The organism is Limosilactobacillus ingluviei DSM 15946 (assembly GCF_001435775.1).
Taxonomy (GTDB): Bacteria; Bacillota; Bacilli; order Lactobacillales; family Lactobacillaceae; genus Limosilactobacillus; species Limosilactobacillus ingluviei.
In genome coordinates, this window is the sequence record NZ_AZFK01000006.1 from 1 (window position 1) to 17,401 (window position 17,401).

14 protein-coding genes are annotated in these 17,401 nt (G+C 53.8%); all 14 read right to left on the reverse strand.

Annotated elements, in window-relative coordinates; all coding sequences use genetic code 11:
* Nucleotides 1-110: 110 nt before the first annotated feature.
* Nucleotides 111-689 carry an aggregation-promoting factor gene (gene apf / locus FC43_RS01480; RefSeq protein WP_056953552.1) on the reverse strand — a complete coding sequence of 193 codons (579 nt, stop codon included), beginning with the start codon at nt 687-689 and terminating at the stop codon, nt 111-113.
* A gap of 294 nt (nt 690-983) precedes the next feature.
* The gene (locus FC43_RS01485; protein WP_056953554.1) at nt 984-1,799 is read right to left on the reverse strand and encodes a Cof-type HAD-IIB family hydrolase; all 816 of its coding nucleotides are present in this window, start codon (nt 1,797-1,799) and stop codon (nt 984-986) included.
* Between the two features lies 1 nt (nt 1,800).
* Nucleotides 1,801-3,639 (reverse strand): acyltransferase family protein, encoded by a 1,839-nt coding sequence (locus tag FC43_RS01490; protein WP_056953555.1) that lies wholly within the window; start codon nt 3,637-3,639, stop codon nt 1,801-1,803.
* A 137-nt stretch (nt 3,640-3,776) separates the two neighbouring features.
* Complete coding sequence (locus tag FC43_RS01495; RefSeq protein WP_056953557.1) at nt 3,777-4,097, reverse strand: hypothetical protein; 321 nt, start codon at nt 4,095-4,097, stop codon at nt 3,777-3,779.
* Between the two features lie 172 nt (nt 4,098-4,269).
* A complete protein-coding gene (locus FC43_RS01500) occupies nt 4,270-5,649 on the reverse strand; it encodes a DEAD/DEAH box helicase (RefSeq protein WP_056953560.1) in 1,380 nt (459 codons plus the stop codon).
* A gap of 4 nt (nt 5,650-5,653) precedes the next feature.
* On the reverse strand, nt 5,654-6,616 hold the full coding sequence (locus tag FC43_RS01505; protein ID WP_056953562.1) for a DHH family phosphoesterase: 963 nt from the start codon (nt 6,614-6,616) through the stop codon (nt 5,654-5,656).
* 135 nt (nt 6,617-6,751) lie between these two features.
* Nucleotides 6,752-7,144 carry a preprotein translocase subunit YajC gene (yajC, locus tag FC43_RS01510; protein ID WP_056953563.1) on the reverse strand — a complete coding sequence of 131 codons (393 nt, stop codon included), beginning with the start codon at nt 7,142-7,144 and terminating at the stop codon, nt 6,752-6,754.
* A 97-nt stretch (nt 7,145-7,241) separates the two neighbouring features.
* Nucleotides 7,242-8,132, reverse strand: coding sequence for a tRNA guanosine transglycosylase family protein (locus FC43_RS01515; RefSeq protein WP_056953565.1), 891 nt, complete (start codon nt 8,130-8,132; stop codon nt 7,242-7,244).
* A gap of 2 nt (nt 8,133-8,134) precedes the next feature.
* Nucleotides 8,135-9,154: a Holliday junction branch migration DNA helicase RuvB gene (ruvB, locus tag FC43_RS01520; RefSeq protein ID WP_056953567.1), complete on the reverse strand. Its 1,020-nt coding sequence runs from the start codon at nt 9,152-9,154 to the stop codon at nt 8,135-8,137.
* An 18-nt stretch (nt 9,155-9,172) separates the two neighbouring features.
* On the reverse strand, nt 9,173-9,775 hold the full coding sequence (gene ruvA, locus FC43_RS01525; protein ID WP_056953569.1) for a Holliday junction branch migration protein RuvA: 603 nt from the start codon (nt 9,773-9,775) through the stop codon (nt 9,173-9,175).
* Nucleotides 9,776-9,810: 35 nt separating this feature from the next.
* A complete protein-coding gene (gene mutL, locus FC43_RS01530) occupies nt 9,811-11,790 on the reverse strand; it encodes a DNA mismatch repair endonuclease MutL (RefSeq protein ID WP_056953571.1) in 1,980 nt (659 codons plus the stop codon).
* Nucleotides 11,791-11,799: 9 nt separating this feature from the next.
* Entirely contained in the window at nt 11,800-14,388 is a 2,589-nt protein-coding gene (gene mutS / locus FC43_RS01535) for a DNA mismatch repair protein MutS (protein ID WP_191979087.1), read from the reverse strand.
* Nucleotides 14,389-14,540: 152 nt separating this feature from the next.
* Entirely contained in the window at nt 14,541-16,094 is a 1,554-nt protein-coding gene (gene rny, locus FC43_RS01540; protein WP_019205984.1) for a ribonuclease Y, read from the reverse strand.
* A 214-nt stretch (nt 16,095-16,308) separates the two neighbouring features.
* Nucleotides 16,309-17,361 (reverse strand): recombinase RecA, encoded by a 1,053-nt coding sequence (gene recA / locus FC43_RS01545; RefSeq protein WP_056953574.1) that lies wholly within the window; start codon nt 17,359-17,361, stop codon nt 16,309-16,311.
* Between the last annotated feature and the right edge of the window lie 40 nt (nt 17,362-17,401).

Here is a 17,401-nt window from a genome sequence, read left to right on the forward strand (position 1 = left end):
GGGGGTAGACCAATTATTCTTCTAAAAGTTCATCAGTACCAGTTGACGAAGAACCCACAAATCCCCTGACACCATTTGGCGCCAGGGGATTTACTTTGCACTTAACCTTTTTAATACCAACCGTTGGCTTGCCAAAAGGCTTGCGCGGCACTCCAAGAGCCGTAACGGGAGGCGACGTATTGATCGGCAACCCGTTCTTGGTTGGCTGGGGAGTAGTCACCGCCCAAGTAAGCGGCTGACAATTGGTACTTCCCGATGTATTGACCATTGCGGGCGTTGTAGTTGCCCCCGGATTCACGGGCCGCAATCCACGCTTTTGCGGCGGCATCGTTACCGGCTACGCTCGACGTATAACCACTGTTAGCAGTGTTCGCCGTGGCTTGGGCTGGCGTAGTCGCATTGGCGGCCAAGTCTTGCGCGGTGGCCGGCTTGATTTCACCGTTGTCTTTAATCACCAACTTTTGTCCCACGTAAATCAAGTTTACGTTTTGGATGTTGTTGTCTTGGGCTAACTTGGTCACCAAGCTGTTGTCCTTGGCAAACTTTTGGGAAATGCTGGACAGCGTGTCCCCCGCTTGGACGGTGTAGATCGTGTCCGCGTTGGCGGCGATGGTTCCAGCCGTCAATCCTAATGATGCTACAGCAGCAGTTGTCAACACACTCTTCTTTAACATAGGTTCCTTAACCATCCTTTACTTAAACCGTTCATTTCTTCAACGCCCTCTATCATAAGCACTGAATGTTACCAGGAGGTCACAGGAGAGTTGCTTTTTGCCCGAAGCGGGGCGCTTTTTTGTAATCTTTTGTAACATTGACGGGCCAAGCTCACCACCCAATCGCGCAATCCTATGGCGCCCACCGGGTTGGCTGTTGGGGCCGTCAACCGGTTTGCCGGGTTGCGCCCACAAAAAAATTCCTGATTTGCTCATTAAAGGGTTAAATTAACCCCCCGTTAAAACCAGGAATCTTCATTTTCGCTTGTTTTATTGCAATTCTTTTACAATTGTCTTGGTTAAGTAATTCGCCACCCCATCTTCATCATTCGACGTTGTCAAGTGGTCGGCGACCGCCTTGACGGCCGGGAGCCCGTTGGCCATCACGACGCCATCACCGGCGCCAATGATCATCTCCAAATCATTATCGGCATCGCCAAAGGTCATCAGCTCCGCGGCTTGCCAACCAAAGTGGGCCAAGAGATGATTTAGTCCCACCATTTTATTGACCCCGAGCGGCAGAAATTCCAAGATATGCGGTTGCGATTGCACCACCCGCAGCTTGGCCGTCACGGCCGCTGGCACCTGGGCCTTGGCTTGGGTCACCTTAGCCGGCTCAGTTGCCAAGACCGCCTTGGCAAAGGAATGCTCAGCGCCCGGCAGGTCAGCCATCGTCGTGTCAACGAATTCAATGTTTTTGACCGTTCCTTTGTAGTGGGCCGGCCCCAATTCCGTCAGTTCGTAAACCCGGTCAAAATCCAAGACGTCCATAGGCAGCCCTTGTGAGCGTAAATAGTCATAGACGGCTTGCAAGTCCGCTTTCGTCGTCCCCTGGGCATATAATGGTTGCTTCGTCTGGTTATTAACGACCAGCCCCCCGTTAAAGGTAATCGTAAAGTCATCCGGCTGGTGAAGATCCAATTGGTCGATATAATGGCCAATCGCATTGATCGGCCGGCCCGTACACAGGACCACTTTAATCCCGCTTTCGTGCAGGCGCTTCAGCGCGCGCTCATTAGCTGGGCTGATCTCCTTTTGGCTGTTTAACAAGGTGTTATCTAGGTCTAAGGCAATCATCTTAATCATATTACTTTCCCTCTTTTAACATCGTGACTACCAAGAGGCGGGTAAACTGGGCGTTCCCGACCTCATTCATGTGAACATTGTCTTTGCCGAACCAAGCCGGGTGGTCAGCACTCTTGGCGTTCCAAGCGACCTCGTGCACATTCTTGTGGGTCCGAGCCAATTCGTGCACCTGCTTGACGACTTGCTTTTGCCACGGCTTGGTCGGTACGTGGGGCGTGATCCAGTACAGCTGCCGGTCGCCGACCGTCGCAATAATTTCGCGGGCCGTCTGGTCGCTGATTGCCCCGTTGGTCCCTAAGTTGACGACCACCTTGGGGGCGAGTTGATCTTTGGCGGCTAAATCCTTTAAGACGCTCAACCCACCGTCACCTTGACGCCCCACTTGGGCATCGACAATTGCATGCGGCATCACTTCTTGCAGGTCACCAGCCGCATCCACCATCACGGAATCGCCGACTGCCGTTACCTGCCACGTGCTGGCCTTGGCCAACTGCTGTTTGGTCAACTGGTATTTCTTTTGTAAGGACGGACTGGAAACGTCGACTTGCGGCACCTTGCCCGCTTTGATTTGCTTGTTGCGGGCGGCCGTCGCCTGTTTGCTGTGCTGTAACTGGGTTTGGAGGGCCGATTTGGTTGGCTGCGGTTGGGGACCAAAAATCCCAACCAGGGCCACCCCCAAAATTACCAGCGCGCTCACCAAACTGCCCCAGGCCAGTTTAGTCTGGGGCCGCCATGCCAGCCAATCGCGCCAATTACGACGGGCGGTCGGCAACTCAATCAATTGGTAAGATAATTCACTGATCAACAAGATCAAAATGATCTCGGTGCCAGCACTGAGGAGGGGATGATTTCCCACCGGAAACAAGGCTTCGTAAAAGACCATCACCGGCAATTGATAGATGTAAATCCCGTAAGAACGTTGGCCGAGGTAGTGAAAGACCGGATTGGTCAACCACTGGTTCACCCGGGCGCCGGGGTGAACAATCGTTGCCAAGAGGATCATCCCGAGTAAACTGGTCACAAACATGCCGCCCCGGTAGGTGCTGGCTGCTTCCCCGTTCACCACCAAGAAACTGGCCACCGTCAACCCTAAGGCCACCAGCCCCACGCCTTCTAAGATCCAGCGGGCAGAAGGCTGCAGCTGGGTCGTCAGCTGTTGGCGAGGCCAAACTAAGGCCAGCCAACTCCCCAACAGCATGGCAAAGGCCCGGGTATCCGTCCCGTAGTAGACCCGGTTGATGTTTGCTGGATCATACAAAACCGCCATGGCCACGGCCGATGCGATCGCCAACCCCAAGGTTAGCCAGCGAGTCTTGGTCAGGCCCAAATGCTTTAAACTAGCCAGTAACAAGACCGGCCAAATCAAGTAAAACTGGGCCTCCACCCCGAGCGTCCACAGGTGGGTAAAGGGCGAGACGGCCGTAAAGCGATCAAAATACGACTGCCCGTGCCCAACGGCCCACCAGTTATAAACCCAAGTTAAATTCGTGACCACAATCGTCCGCAGGTGAACCAAGGCGGGGCGATCAAAGAGGGTGATATAGGCGCTGGTGGCCATCAACATCCCCACTAAAGGCGGGTAGAGCCGACTGAAGCGGCGCCGGTAAAATTGCCTTAAGCGCACCCCTTGGCCTTGCTGCCAACGGTTCGTTAGCTGATTGGTCACAAAATAACCCGAAATCAATAAGAACAAGGGTACCCCCAAAAAGCCCCCGGGCATTCGATTCGGCAACAGGTGATAAATAATGACGGCAATTACCGCCAGACTACGCAGCCCGTCGACCCCGGTCACAAAACGCGGTGGGGTTTGGGCGTGGGCGAGTGGCCCTTGCGATTTCATTGAAATCCTCCTCTGTCATTTGTTTTACACGGTCTTAAATTTTCCCTTTCAATTATAAGCGTCTTACCCAAGCTTGACCACTCTCGGGCCAAAAAAGCCGAGTGAAAAAGCGCTTCGGTTCTCCGAAACGCTGCTGCTTACCCCACGTGATTTTCCTTTAAGATGGCCGCTACCAAGTCGGCCATTTCCGCCGGCTTTTCCCACTCTTCAAAATGGTCCATTGCTTCGGGTTGGACGTAGTAGTGCTCATTAATGTAGTTTTCGTATTTAATCACGTTTTGGGAATGGGGAATATTGAGCTTTAAAATCCGGACTTGCTGGATAAAGCCCCGTTCCGCCGCCAATTCTGAGCGACCATTATGCACCATGTTGCCAATTTCATAGTAGGTCGACCCATCCTTGCGGGTAATTTCTTCAATGATATCTAACGTTCCCGGTCGTTTTTGTGCTTCACTCATGGCTGATTCCTTTCGTAATTTAAGCCGGGCTGGGCCGAAGAGTTTAACCAGTCTTCATCCCAGTCGGCTTTTCGATGTTTATTTAATTGTAAAACCAAACTGTCTCGCCGCCAAGTCGCCCTTCCGCTCAAGCAAAAAAGCAGGACTCCCGTAAGAGTCACTGCTTGTAATCTCAGCTTTGCTTTTGCCGGGCCCGTTCCAAACGGTGTTGCTTTTGGCGGGCGCGCTTGGCCTTGCGTTGCTTGTGACGCATTTCTTGCTTGGCCTTTTGGCGTTCGTCTTCCTTGATTTTGGACTTGATCTTCTTCTTGTAGCCAGGCTTAACCTTCTTCTTGGTCTTCTTCACGTACCCCTTCAAGGTTGGATCCAAAGCGGCCTTGCGCCGCTTGTAGCTTTGCCGCCGGTTGCGGTCGTAAGTCGTTACGACACGGCCGTTTTGCAAGGTCTTGGGGGTAAACTTGATCCCCCGCTCTTCCAGTTTGGCCACCAGTTCGTCTTCGGCCGGCGCATACAGGGTGATCGCCGTCCCGGTTAAATTCCCCCGGCCGGTCCGCCCAACCCGGTGGACAAAGTATTCTAAATCACTCGGAATATCATCGTTAATGACCAAGGACACCCCGTCTAGGTCGATCCCGCGGGCCGCCAAGTCCGTCGCCACAATAAACTGGAAGTCCATGTTGCGAACTTGGCGCATCGTCTTCTTGCGTTCCCGGGGTTCCAGCCCCCCATGAATCAAGGCCACTTTTAAGCCCCGCTCCATCAAGTAGGCGTGCAAGGCTTCCGCCCGCTCCCGGGTATTGGCAAAGACTAAGGCTAAGAAGGGATCCCCCATTGTCAATAAGCGGTAGACCAGATCGTTTTTATCGCGGCCCTTCGTTGACAGCAACCAGTTTTCCACGTTCGGGTTGATGACCGTTTCGGTCGGAATTTCTTCGACCACTGGGTTTTCCAGGTACTTCTTTAAAAACGGCCGCAACCCTTGGGGAATCGTGGCGGAAAAAACCATCATCTGCAGGTCACTCGGGAAGTGAGCCGCGATTTGGTCGACTGGTTCCAAAAAGCCCATGTCCAAGGTCATGTCGGCTTCGTCAATCACAAACTGGGTTGCCAAGTGAATGTCTAAGGCTTGGGAATTGATTAAATCCAAAATCCGGCCTGGCGTCCCAATCACTAACTGCGGTTGCTTGCGTTCCAATTGTTCAATCTGGTGGGCCTTATCGGTCCCGCCCACATAATTGTGAATCGTCAGTGGAGTCGGCGCAAAGCGGTTTAACTGCTTGGCCGCCGCGTAAATCTGGTAAGCCAACTCCCGACTCGGGGTGGTGATCACGGCTTGGACCTGTTGGTTGGCCGGGTCCAATTGGGTAAAGATCGGCAACAAGAAGGCGTGCGTCTTCCCGCTCCCGGTCTGGGATTGGCCCACGACACTCTTCTTTTGCAAGACCAGCGGAATCACCCGTTCTTGAACCGGGGTGGGCTGGTGGAACTTCAAATCGTCAATCGCCGCCATCAACCACGGCGCTAAGTTTAATTCAGCAAATTGTTTTGGCATTTTGTCATCCTTTCTGCTTGCCAGGCCGGTACTCCTTCACCAATTGGGTCAATTCGGCAATGACCTGCTCAATTTCGGCGTGGTCAGCCGCTTGGGCGCCGCTGGCCAAGGGGTGCCCGCCCCCGTGGTGAGCCTTGGCTAATTCATTGATCACGGGACCCTTGGACCGGAGCCGAATCCGGTAATGGCCATCCCCTTGCACAACAAAGATCGCCCAGGCCAGCACATCACTGATCCGCCCCGGCAACGACACAATTGCGGACGTGCCGGCTTCGGTAATCCCAAATTGGTCCAAGACATCCTGTTCAAGGATCAAGTACCCGGCCCCAGCTTGAATTTGTAAGTTCTGGTAGACGTAAGCCGACAAACGGGCCGCCGGCAATGACATTTCGTTTTCCCGTTGGCCAATCTTGGCCGCCTCCGCGCCCGCGGCCATCAGCGCCCCGGCCACCAGCATCGTCCGGGCCGACGTTGCTGGGTACAAGAACCGCCCGGTATCGCCAATTATTCCCGCGTACAGGGCGTTCGCCGCCGTCTTCGGTAAGGTGAGCTTTGCGGCGAAGTGCTGATAAAAGTCGTAAATCATTTCCGAAGTACTGGAGGCTTGATCTTGCACCCACATCAAATCCCCGTAGGGTTCATCATTGGGGTGGTGATCAATCTTGATCAGTTGACTCCCGTTGTCAAAGCGCCGGTCGTCAATCCGCGGCGCATTGGCCGTATCGGTGACGATCACCAGGGCGTTGGCGTACTCGTCACTTTCAATTTCATCCATCGTGCCAATCCAGCTCAGACTCGGAATTTCCTTGCCGACCACATAGATTTCTTTGTATGGGAAGGACGCCTTTAAAATTTCGGCTAACCCGACTTGCGAACCAATCGCATCGGGATCCGGGCGTTGGTGGCGATGAATAATGATCCGCGAGTACTTTTCAATCTGTGCATAAATTGCTGCCAGTGTGTCCATAATTGGCTTCCTTTCTACCGTTAGCGTTAGTCACTGTTCCCAATTATAACAAACTTTCCGGCTTCCCGGCAGTCAGTTGCGCAAAAGAAAACAGCCTGGTCCCAAGTGGATCAAGCTGTCTGATGACCAACCTTCTTATTTGTCTTCCGTTGGCTTCTCAGCCGGCGCTGCTTCTTCCGGTTCCGCAGGCTGCTCAGCGTCAGCCTTGGCCGTTGGTTCCGCCTTGGCTTCCGCTTCAGCATCGGCATCGGCGGCTGAGGCCGGCGCTTCGGTCGCTTGGGCTTCAACCCGTTGGATAGCGCCCAGATCAAAGACCAGGTAAACCCCTTCGCAATCCAGCGTTACCGTCCGCTTTTGTTGGTCAATTTCGGCCACGACCCCGTGGAGCCGCCCGATCGTCACCACGTGATCGCCCGGCTTTAATTGACTCATCATTGATTGGTGCTTCTTTTGTTGCTTTTGTTGGGGCCGAATCATGAAGAAATACATCAGGGCCACCATTAAAACAATTAATAAGATACTTGACATTCCAGAGCTTTGCAACAGACTTCTTCCTTTCTATTCTTTCTGCGTTCTTTTACAACAATACCAGAAATGGCGGGAAAAGCAAGCACCATTCTGCTCATTAAGCCAGGGTCGCTTGCAGCGCTTGTAAATTGGTCAGGGCCAATACTTGTTTGGCCACGGCCACGTTGGCGTGCAACATCTGGTGCAGACTCGCCAATTGGAAGCCTGTCGTCCCCAATTGCCGAACATCGGTGGCAAAAGCGTGATGACGCAAGTTCAACACCTCACCGTTCACCAACACCTTGCCCGCCCAGCCGGCTTTTAGTGGCCACGGGGTAATAATTCGGTCAATTTGACAGGCGTGCGCCAGTTGGATGACCGCGAAATCATTCGCCACTACCGCGGTCTTGGTCCCCGCTGGCAAGAGCTGTTGGGTCAGGGTGACGATTCGCTGCCACTCGGCTTGCTCTGAAGCCGGCGGTAGATTGACCAGTAGGGCGCTGGCCCTCGCCGGGCGGGCCGCCAGGCTCGCTTGCCGCAATTCGGTCAGCCCAGCCCCCAAGACCGGGTACCAGGCCCCCGGCGCCGCTTGGGCCCACGTCCGATTGGCTTCGACCGCCCGGCGCAAGTCATCGACCGGCGCATAATAGTCGGGAGTTTGGTACATTGCGACTGGCTCTTGGGCTTGGGCCGCCTGTTGCCAGGCGGCCGCTTGCTCCGGCGTTAAGGTTAACTTGGCTTGGTTGTGCGGATCAACGTAGTGAATCCCGACCCGGGCGGTATTCTTTTTCACCTTTAGCAAGGGACCAAAAGCCCCGGCAAAGGTCATCAACTTCCCCGGCCAGTTCAATACCGTCGCCAGCCCGCCCTGGTCCTTAATGGCCGCTAGGCCCGGTTGCATCTGGTAATCAACCAGGTTGACGGCCAGGGTGCGAATCCCGGCGGCGGTTAGCTCACTTGGCTTCACCGGCACAAAGGGCGCCGTCAAATAAGGCACTAATTCACTCATGACTAATCCCCCTCATTTGGAAAAGCGATCCCGAGGTGCTCGTATGCTGCGGGAGTGACCAGCCGGCCGCGCGGGGTGCGGCTGATAAAACCAATCTGCAGCAAGTAGGGTTCGTAAACTTCTTCGATCGTCGCCGCTTCTTCCCCAATATTGGCCGCAATTGTTTTGACCCCGACTGGTCCCCCACCGTAGTAATTAATCATCGTTAGCAACATCTTACGGTCGGTAGCGTCCAACCCCCGCTGGTCAACGTCGAGCAAGGTCAACGCCTGGTCAACACTGGCTTCATCAATGGTCGCTTTCCCCGCTACTTGGGCGAAGTCACGGACCCGCTTCAACAAGCGGTTGGCAATCCGGGGGGTCCCCCGCGAGCGCCAGGCCAAGGCTTTCGCCCCTGCCGGGTCGATGGCAGTTTGGAAAATGGCCGCACTGCGGTTGATAATCTGCCCTAATTCAGCGGGCGTGTAGTAATTCAAGCGCTCAATGATCCCAAAACGATCCCGCAGCGGCGCCGTTAACAACCCCACCCGGGTCGTCGCGCCGACCAAGGTAAAGGGCGGTAAGGGAAAATGAACCGGGTGAGCCGTGGGACCTTCGCCGACCACAATATCGATGTAAAAGTCTTCCATGGCTGAATAGAGCATTTCTTCCACCACCTTAGGCAAGCGGTGAATTTCGTCGATAAATAAGACATCCCCCGGCTGCAATTCGTTTAACAAGGCCACCAAGTCCCCGGGCTTTTCAATCGCCGGCCCCGAGGTCGTCTTGATCCCGACGCCCATTTCATTGGCAATCACCATCGCCAAGGTCGTTTTCCCCAACCCCGGCGGGCCATACAAGAGGACGTGATCCAGGGCTTCTTCGCGACCCTTGGCGGCTTCAATGTAAACCTGCAATTCGGCCTTGAGCTTGGCTTGGCCAATGTAGGTCGCTAACCGCCGCGGGCGTAAGCTGACTTCTAACTGCCCTTCTTCATCACTGGCGACATCGGCCCCCATCAGGCCGTGTGCTTCATCTACCATGACAGTTCCTCCCTTCGGCTACTTGTTCAACAAACGCAGCCCCGCCCGCAAGTATTCGGCCGTCGGCTGGTCTGGTTCCTTTAGCAGTTGTTTTTCCACCCGCTTGATATCCCGTTCGGCATAGCCTAATGAAGCCAAAGCGGCCAAAGCATCGGCCAGGGCGGGACTTTGCGCAGCGCTGGTCGGTTTAACCGTAAAGTCAAGGGTTAAGTCCGGCCACAGGGCATCGACCTTATCTTGCAGCTCAACAACGATCCGCGCGGCGGTCTTTTTCCCGATGCCCGGAAACTTGGTCAGGTAATTGACGTCATTGTCGCCAATGGCTTGAATCAAGGCCTGGTGATCGGGGTTGGCCAGGATGGCCAGGGCACTCTTGGGACCAATCCCCGAGACCCCCAAAAGTTTCTCAAAGAGCTGCTTTTCATTGGGATCGCTAAAGCCAAAGAGGGTCAGACTATCTTCCTTGACGGCTTGGTAAACATACACCCGGACCGCCGTTTGCTGGTCTACTTCATACGCGTAGGGATTGGCCACCGCAATCCGGTAACCGACGCCATTCACGTCTAAGACAATATAGGTCGGGGTGACCATTGCAACCTGCCCATTTAAGTATTCGTACATTCCGTATCCTTTCTGAGAAGCCCCCCGCTTCCCGCTTAAAACTCATGGTCATCAAATTCGCCCGCAAATGGTTCGTGACTTTCCTGAATTCGTTTGAACAGTTTTTCCAGGTCCCGGTCGGTTAAATGAATCAAGACCGGCCGACCGTGGGGACAATTAAAGGGATTTTCACAATCCGGCAAGGCCGCTAAGAGGGCCACGGCTTCGCGGTCCGCTAGGTGGTGGTTGGCCTTGATCGCCCGTTTACAACTCATCATAATGGCCGTTTTGGCCCGAAAATCCGCGATGCTTAAGCGCCCATCGGCCAAGACCCAATCGACCATTTTCCGAATCGTGTCCTCTTCTTGGCCTTCGATTAACCAGGTCGGGTGACTGGCCACCATGAAACTGTTTTGGCCAAAGGGGCTCAGGTGTAGCCCCGCTCCGGCCAGGGTCGCCAGGTGGCGGTTAATTTTCAGAGCCTCTGCCACTGAGTAGTTTAAAATCAAGGGGGTCAAAAAGCTCTGCTGATCCGCGCTAACCTCCCCGATTTCGCGCCGAAAGCGTTCATAGTTGATCCGCTCTTGGGCCGCGTGCTGATCGACGATGTAGAGGCCATCGGAAGCTTGCGCCAATAAAAAGGTCCCCTGTAACTGCCCAATGTAGCGCAAGGTTGGGAAACGCTGGGCGCTGCTAGTGTCGTCGATTGGTAAGGTGCCCTGTTCGGCCTTCGGGGCGGGCGCAGCTGAGGAAGTAGGCACGGGCGCCGGCGTTGGAAACGGCGGTTTATCCCCTTCACCTTGGTAACGGGCATCAAATTCTTGCACCAGTGGACTTTGCAGCTCACTAACCTGATGGATAATAATGGGTGCCACGGCTCGAGCGGTTGGCTTTGGGGTTTGGGCCGGGGCAGGCGGCAAAGCTTGGGCCTCTAGCGGCGCCGCGGGTTCTTGATAGGCTACCACTTGCTCTTGGACCACCGGTGGCACTTCCGCAGCCGCACTGCCGGCCAAGAGTTGGTCCGTTTTTTCTCCCACATCCGGAATTAAATTTTCCTGGGCCAGCCGAGCTTGAATCGTGGTGGTCAGCAATTGTCCTAGTTGCGCTTCCTTGCTCAACCGCACCTCCCGCTTGGCCGGGTGAACATTCACGTCGACCAATAACGGATCCAAATTAATATCGATAACCGCGAAGGGATAGCGACCAACCATTAATTTAGAACCGTAACCTTCAATGAGGGCCTTGGTCAAATTAAAGTTACGCACGTAACGGTGGTTGATCAGCAGGGTCTGATATTTGCGCCCCGCCCGGGTCAACTCTGGCAAGGACACGTAGCCATGAATGGTAAAATCATCATCCTGGCCTTCAATGGCCACCATTTTACGGGCCACTTTAACCCCATAGATAGCCGCAATTACCTGTTGGAGATTGCCGTTACCGGCCGAGCGAAACAGCTCCTTGCCATTATTGGTTAGGGAAATGGCGACCGTCGGATTGCCCAGGGCCAAGCGGTAGACCATGTCGACAATCTGGCTCAACTCAGTTTGGGGCGACTTTAGGTACTTTAAACGCGCCGGCGTATTATAAAAAAGTTGGCTGACGGTCACATCCGTCCCAGGCCGGGCGGACGCGACGCCTTGCGCCAGCACTTCGCCGCCCCGGACGTGATATTGGTAGCCATCTGCGCCCGCCACGGCCGTCACCATCGTCAGGTCCGCCACCGAGGCAATACTCGGCAGGGCTTCGCCCCGAAAGCCCATTGTCGTGACCCGAAACAATTCCCGTTTAGAAGTAATCTTGCTGGTCGCGTGGCGGCGAAAGGCCAGCGGGACTTGGTCCGCCGGAATCCCTGCGCCATCGTCAATCACCCGAATTTCGGCTAAGCCCGCTTCTTTAACTAAAACGTCGATACGGCGGCTGTGCGCGTCAATGGCATTTTCCACCAGTTCTTTGACGACCGACGCCGGCCGTTCAATTACTTCCCCGGCCGCGATTTGGTCCGCTAAAATGGCCGGTAATTCTTGAATTTGCGCCATTGCGTTCACCTACTTCAACTTTCTTTGCCATTGATAAACCTGATTCATGACTTCCATTGGTGTCAGTCCCATCAAATCCAATTCCTTGAGTTGGGCCAACACCTGGCCGGCTTTTTTGTCCGCTGGCTTGGCGGCCGGCGTGGGGGCCGGACCGAACAATTCTAATTGTCCGCTGGCTTCTTCCACCAACTGTGGGGCTGAGGATGGCGCAACCGGAGGTGTGGCTGGCGTTGGGGCCGCCGCCGTGGTCCCTTTTTCCAGCTGACCTAAAATTACATCCGCCCGGGCCAAGAGACTGGCCGGCAACCCCGCTAATTTCGCCACGTGCACCCCGTAGGACTTGTCAGCCGGTCCGGGTTCCACCCGGTGCAAAAAGACCAGCTCGCCGTTTTCTTCACTCGCGCCGACGTGAACATTTTTCAGTTGCGCCAAGCGCTGATCCAGTTGCGTCAGCTCATGGTAGTGGGTGGAAAAAAGGGTCTTAGCGTGGACGTGATCATGGACATATTCAATAATTGCCTGGGCTAAGGCCATCCCATCATAAGTAGCCGTGCCCCGCCCGATCTCGTCAAAGAGGATCAAGGAATTCGGGGTCGCATTTTGCAAGGCGTTATTGGCTTCCATCATTTCGACCATAAACGTACTTTCTCCCGAGACCAGGTCGTCGGCGGCCCCGATTCGGGTAAAGATTTGATCAAAAATCGGCAAGTCGGCCGCATCCGCGGGCACAAAACAGCCAATTTGGGCCATCACCGCAATCAGGGCCAATTGTCGCATGTAGGTACTCTTCCCCGACATGTTGGGCCCGGTGATCAAAAGGATCGCCGTTTGGGGATCCATCACCACGTCATTCGGGACATAAGCTTGGTGGCCTAAAAATTTTTCCACGACCGGGTGGCGGCCGCCGGAAATCTTCAGTTCGTGGCGTTGATTTAAGATTGGCCGCACAAAGTGGTAATCTTCACTGACCACGGCAAAACTCTGCAAGACATCCAATTCCGCCAAGTTTGCGGCCAGAGCCTGCAGACGGCTGATTTGGGCTTTGACTTGGTCGCGGACGGCCACAAACAAATCATATTCCAAGGACGTTGATTTTTCTTGGGCTTCCAGGATGATTGCTTCTTTTGCCTTGAGCTCCGGCGTGGCAAACCGTTCGGCGTTGACCAGGGTTTGCTTGCGTTCATAACGATCGGCCGGCAGCTTGGCAATGTTGGCCTTAGTCACTTCGATGTAGTAACCAAAGACGTGGTTGTAGCCAATTTTCAAGTTATTGATCCCGGTTGCGGCCCGTTCTTTTTCTTGCAGTTCCGCAATCCATTGCTTACCGTTCTCCATCGCATCGCGGTAGGTATCCAATTGCTGATTGTAACCCGGCTTGATGATTCCCCCCTCGGTAATTGCCACCGGGGCATCCTCAACCACGGCCCGGTCAATCAAAGCCGCAATATCGCTCAGCGGATCCAACCCGGCCGTTAGTTGGTCAAAGACTGGCGCCGCCAAGGTTTCCAAAACGTATTTAATTTTCGGCACTTGTTGCAAGGACGTTTTTAATTGCACTAAGTCCCGGCCGTTGACACTGCCATAAGCTACCCGCCCGGCTAAACGTTCTAAGTCATAGACCTTGGTCAATTCGGCCTGCAGGTTGCTGCGTTCAAAGTAGTGGTCTAATAAAACAGCGACCTTATCCTGGCGTTCCTCAATCTTGGCCTGATCAATCAACGGCCGGTCCAACCAGCGTTTTAATAACCGGCTCCCCATCGCCGTTTTGGTGGCATCCAGCAGCCAGGCCAACGTCCCTTGCTTTTTGCCGCTACGCATGTTGATCATCAATTCGAGGTTGGCCTTCGAATTGTGGTCAATTTTCATGTAGGCATTTAATTCGTAAGCCTGGGCGACTTGCAGATGGGCGAGGGCCCGCTTTTGGGTCGTTAACAAGTACGAAACCAATAACGTGACCACCGCAATCTCCCCGTCGTCGGTCAGCGCCTGGGTTAAGTAACTGATTTCTGCTTGCCCCGTTTGCGGCGTTTGGTGCGACAAGAGGAGGTTTTGCTTGGTCAGGACCGTGGTGAGGCTCGCCGGCAATTCCTGATCATAAACGATCTCTTTGGTCTGCAGGTTGATTAATTCATTAATTACCGCCGCTTCGGTAGCGAGGCTCGTTACCTTTAATTCCCCCGTCGTCAAATCAGCATAGGCCAGCTTAAAGCCCGGCGCTTGCGGCAAAACGGCCGTTAGATAATTGTTGCTTTGGGCGTCATCCCCCTTGAGATCCATCTTGGTCCCCGGGGTAACCAACCGGGTAACGGCCCGCTTGACCATTCCCTTGGCCTGTTTGGGGTCTTCCATTTGTTCACAAATGGCGACCTTATAACCCTTATCAATTAAAATATCGATGTAATTATCGACCGCCCGGTGCGGTACCCCACACATCGGAATTGGGTTAGCTGCACTGTGGTTACGGGTGGTGAGGGTCAACTCCAGGATTTGGGCTCCCTTAATCGCATCCTCATTAAATAGTTCGTAAAAATCCCCCAACCGGTAAAATAAAAAGGCATCTGGATACTGATCCTTCACCGCTTGGTACTGCTTCATCATTGGCGTTTGTTTTGCTTTTGCCACCTTATCCTCCTCATTTTTCCCGTGATTGAAAATCAGCGCCAACGAGGGCTTACATTGGCTGCTCATCCTTCGCTTGGCGCTGATTCATTTCTCTGGGCTCGCGGCCCGTTTGACTGCAAAGCCCCCGGTTACTTGGCGTAATCAACGGCCCGAACCTCCCGGATCACCGTCACTTTAATGTGACCTGGGTATTCCAGTTGGTCCTCAATTTCTTGTTTCACATCGTGGGCCAGGACCGTTGCTTGGCGATCATTGACCTTAGTTGGTTTGACAATCACCCGCAACTCCCGGCCGGCTTGGATCGCGTAGCTATGATCTACGCCCCCGTGGGCATTGGCAATTTCTTCTAATTGCTTCAGCCGTTGGATGTATTGTTCCAAGGATTCACTCCGTGCGCCGGGCCGGGCCCCAGAAATCGCATCCGCGGCCTGGACGAGCACGGCAATTACCGACGTGGCCGGCACGTCGCCGTGGTGAGAGGCAATCGTGTTGATCACGACCTGACTTTCCTTGAACTTCCGGGTCAATTCCACCCCCAGTTCAACGTGGGAGCCATCAACTTCGTGGTCAATTGCCTTGCCAATGTCGTGCAACAAGCCAGCCCGCTTAGCCATGGTGATGTCTTCGCCCAATTCTGCGGCCATGATCCCAGCCAGCTTAGCGACTTCAATCGAGTGGTGCAAGACATTTTGCCCGTAGCTGGTTCGGTATTGCATCCGCCCGATCGTCTTGATCAGATCCGGGTGAATGGAATGCAGCCCGAGGTCAAAAACGGTTTGTTCTCCGACTTCGCGCAGGTGGTTGTCCATATCCTTTTGGGCCTTTTCGACGGCCTCTTCAATCCGGGCCGGATGAATCCGCCCGTCTTGAATTAAGTGTTCCAAAGCCATTTTGGCGATTTCCCGCCGGACCGGATCAAAACCACTCAACACGACCGCTTCCGGCGTATCGTCAATGATCAGATCAATCCCGGTTAAGGTTTCTAAGGTCCGAATATTGCGGCCTTCCCGCCCAATAATCCGCCCCTTCATTTCGTCGTTTGGCAAATTAACAACCGAAACCGTGGCTTCTGATACCATATCTGCAGCCGAACGCTGAATCGCATCGACAATCAGGGTCTTGGCTTTGCGATCGGCCACTAATTGGGCCTCCTGTTCGCTGTCCCGGATCATCGTTTCGCGTTCGACTTGCAGCTCGTCTTTTAATTGGTTCAAAATCTGTTCCCGTGCTTGGTCACGGGTCAACTCGGCAATTTCTGCCAACTTGGTTTGTTGAGCTTGAACCAGTTCTGCTACTTGTTGTTGATCTTTTTGAATTTGCTCGTTTCGCTGGTCTAATTTCCGTTCGCGCGAACTGATAGCATTTTCTCGATGTTCAAGCAGACTGTCCTTCCGGTCTAAGGTCGTTTCCCGTTGCAGCAAGCGTTCTTCTTGTTTTTGCACTTCACTGCGGCGGCTCTTTAACTCTTGTTCGACCCCTTCACGATAGCGGTGACTTTCTTCCTTGGCTTCCAAGATAGCCTCTTTTTTGGCGGTCGCCGCTTCTTTTTTAGCGGAAGCAATAATCTCCTCGGCGCTATTGTGCGCTTGTGTAATCTGACGTTCAATAATTGACTTTCGAATTACATAACCGACAATAATCCCGACAACAATAGCGATGACGGCGGTAAATAAGTTATTCATACCCATTTTCCCTCCAAATCAACTATTATTCGTTGTTGGTCTTTTAAAAAGTTCGAAAATACGCGAAAATTTCACGTACAGATTTAATTTTAAACGGGACGAAAAGGGGTGTCAACATTAAGCCTTCGCTCCGGCTGAAAAATAAAAAGTAAGGCCACCGGAAGGCGCCCGGCCCGGCCTTACTTATTCCAACTCAAGGTTTAGTTGCGTTTCTTTAATGTTTGTCCTTGGGGTTACTGGCCGTTTCTGGCGTAGCGGCTTCATCTTCGGCTGGTGCTTGGTCCATCCCATAGGCAATCCGCACTTGCTTCATCAAAGTCTGCATTTCCGTTGGGTGATCCGTCAGCCACTTCTTTGCGTTTTCACGCCCTTGACCAATCCGCTCTTCGCCGTAAGAATACCAAGCTCCACTCTTTTTGATCAGATCCTTTTCGGCCGCCATGTCAAGCAGTTCACCCATCTTGGAGATCCCTTCCCCGTACATGATGTCAACTTCCGCCTTCTTAAACGGTGGCGCGACCTTATTCTTAACCACTTTAATCTTGGCCCGGTTCCCAATAATATCGGAGCCATCCTTGATTGGTTCACCACGCCGAATTTCCAGTCGAATCGTGGAGTAGAACTTCAAAGCCCGGCCCCCCGGCGTAGTTTCAGGGTTCCCAAACATGACGCCGACCTTTTCCCGAATCTGGTTGATAAAGATCGCAATCGTCTTGGTCTTATTGATGGTCCCGGACAATTTCCGCAGGGCTTGGGACATCAAGCGGGCTTGCAGCCCAACGTGCGCGTCCCCCATTTCCCCTTCAATTTCAGCCCGGGGTACCAAGGCCGCCACTGAATCGACCACGACAATATCAATCGCGCCACTGGAAATCAAGGCATCGGCAATTTGCAGCCCTTGTTCCCCTGTGTCAGGCTGGGACAAGAGCAAATTATCAATATCAACCCCTAAGGCCTTGGCGTATTCGGGATCCATGGCGTTTTCCGCGTCGATGTACGCCGCCGTGCCCCCCTGTTGTTGCACTTCAGCAACCGCGTGCAAAGCGACGGTCGTCTTCCCCGAACTTTCGGGCCCGTACATTTCAATAATCCGGCCCCGCGGGTAGCCCCCGACCCCGAGGGCCTCGTCAATTGCCAAAGAACCACTGGAGACCGTTGCTACCTTAGTATCAACGGCATCGCCCATCCGCATGATGGCGCCTTTCCCGAAGTTCTTTTCAATTTTCTTCAGGGCATTGTCCAGCGCTGCTTTTCGTTCGTCAGCCACAAGCTTCACTCCTTTTTATCAAATCCATGTTTCCATCATA

Excerpts from the sequence above, each read along its gene's own strand:
- apf (WP_056953552.1), bottom strand. The coding sequence starts at position 689 with ATGGTTAAGGAACCTATGTTAAAGAAGAGTGTGTTGACAACTGCTGCT.
- FC43_RS01485 (WP_056953554.1), bottom strand. The coding sequence starts at position 1,799 with ATGATTAAGATGATTGCCTTAGACCTAGATAACACCTTGTTAAACAGC.
- FC43_RS01490 (WP_056953555.1), bottom strand. The coding sequence starts at position 3,639 with ATGAAATCGCAAGGGCCACTCGCCCACGCCCAAACCCCACCGCGTTTT.
- FC43_RS01495 (WP_056953557.1), bottom strand. The coding sequence starts at position 4,097 with ATGAGTGAAGCACAAAAACGACCGGGAACGTTAGATATCATTGAAGAA.
- FC43_RS01500 (WP_056953560.1), bottom strand. The coding sequence starts at position 5,649 with ATGCCAAAACAATTTGCTGAATTAAACTTAGCGCCGTGGTTGATGGCG.
- FC43_RS01505 (WP_056953562.1), bottom strand. The coding sequence starts at position 6,616 with ATGGACACACTGGCAGCAATTTATGCACAGATTGAAAAGTACTCGCGG.
- yajC (WP_056953563.1), bottom strand. The coding sequence starts at position 7,144 with ATGTCAAGTATCTTATTAATTGTTTTAATGGTGGCCCTGATGTATTTC.
- FC43_RS01515 (WP_056953565.1), bottom strand. The coding sequence starts at position 8,132 with ATGAGTGAATTAGTGCCTTATTTGACGGCGCCCTTTGTGCCGGTGAAG.
- ruvB (WP_056953567.1), bottom strand. The coding sequence starts at position 9,154 with ATGGTAGATGAAGCACACGGCCTGATGGGGGCCGATGTCGCCAGTGAT.
- ruvA (WP_056953569.1), bottom strand. The coding sequence starts at position 9,775 with ATGTACGAATACTTAAATGGGCAGGTTGCAATGGTCACCCCGACCTAT.
- mutL (WP_056953571.1), bottom strand. The coding sequence starts at position 11,790 with ATGGCGCAAATTCAAGAATTACCGGCCATTTTAGCGGACCAAATCGCG.
- mutS (WP_191979087.1), bottom strand. The coding sequence starts at position 14,388 with ATGATGAAGCAGTACCAAGCGGTGAAGGATCAGTATCCAGATGCCTTT.
- rny (WP_019205984.1), bottom strand. The coding sequence starts at position 16,094 with ATGAATAACTTATTTACCGCCGTCATCGCTATTGTTGTCGGGATTATT.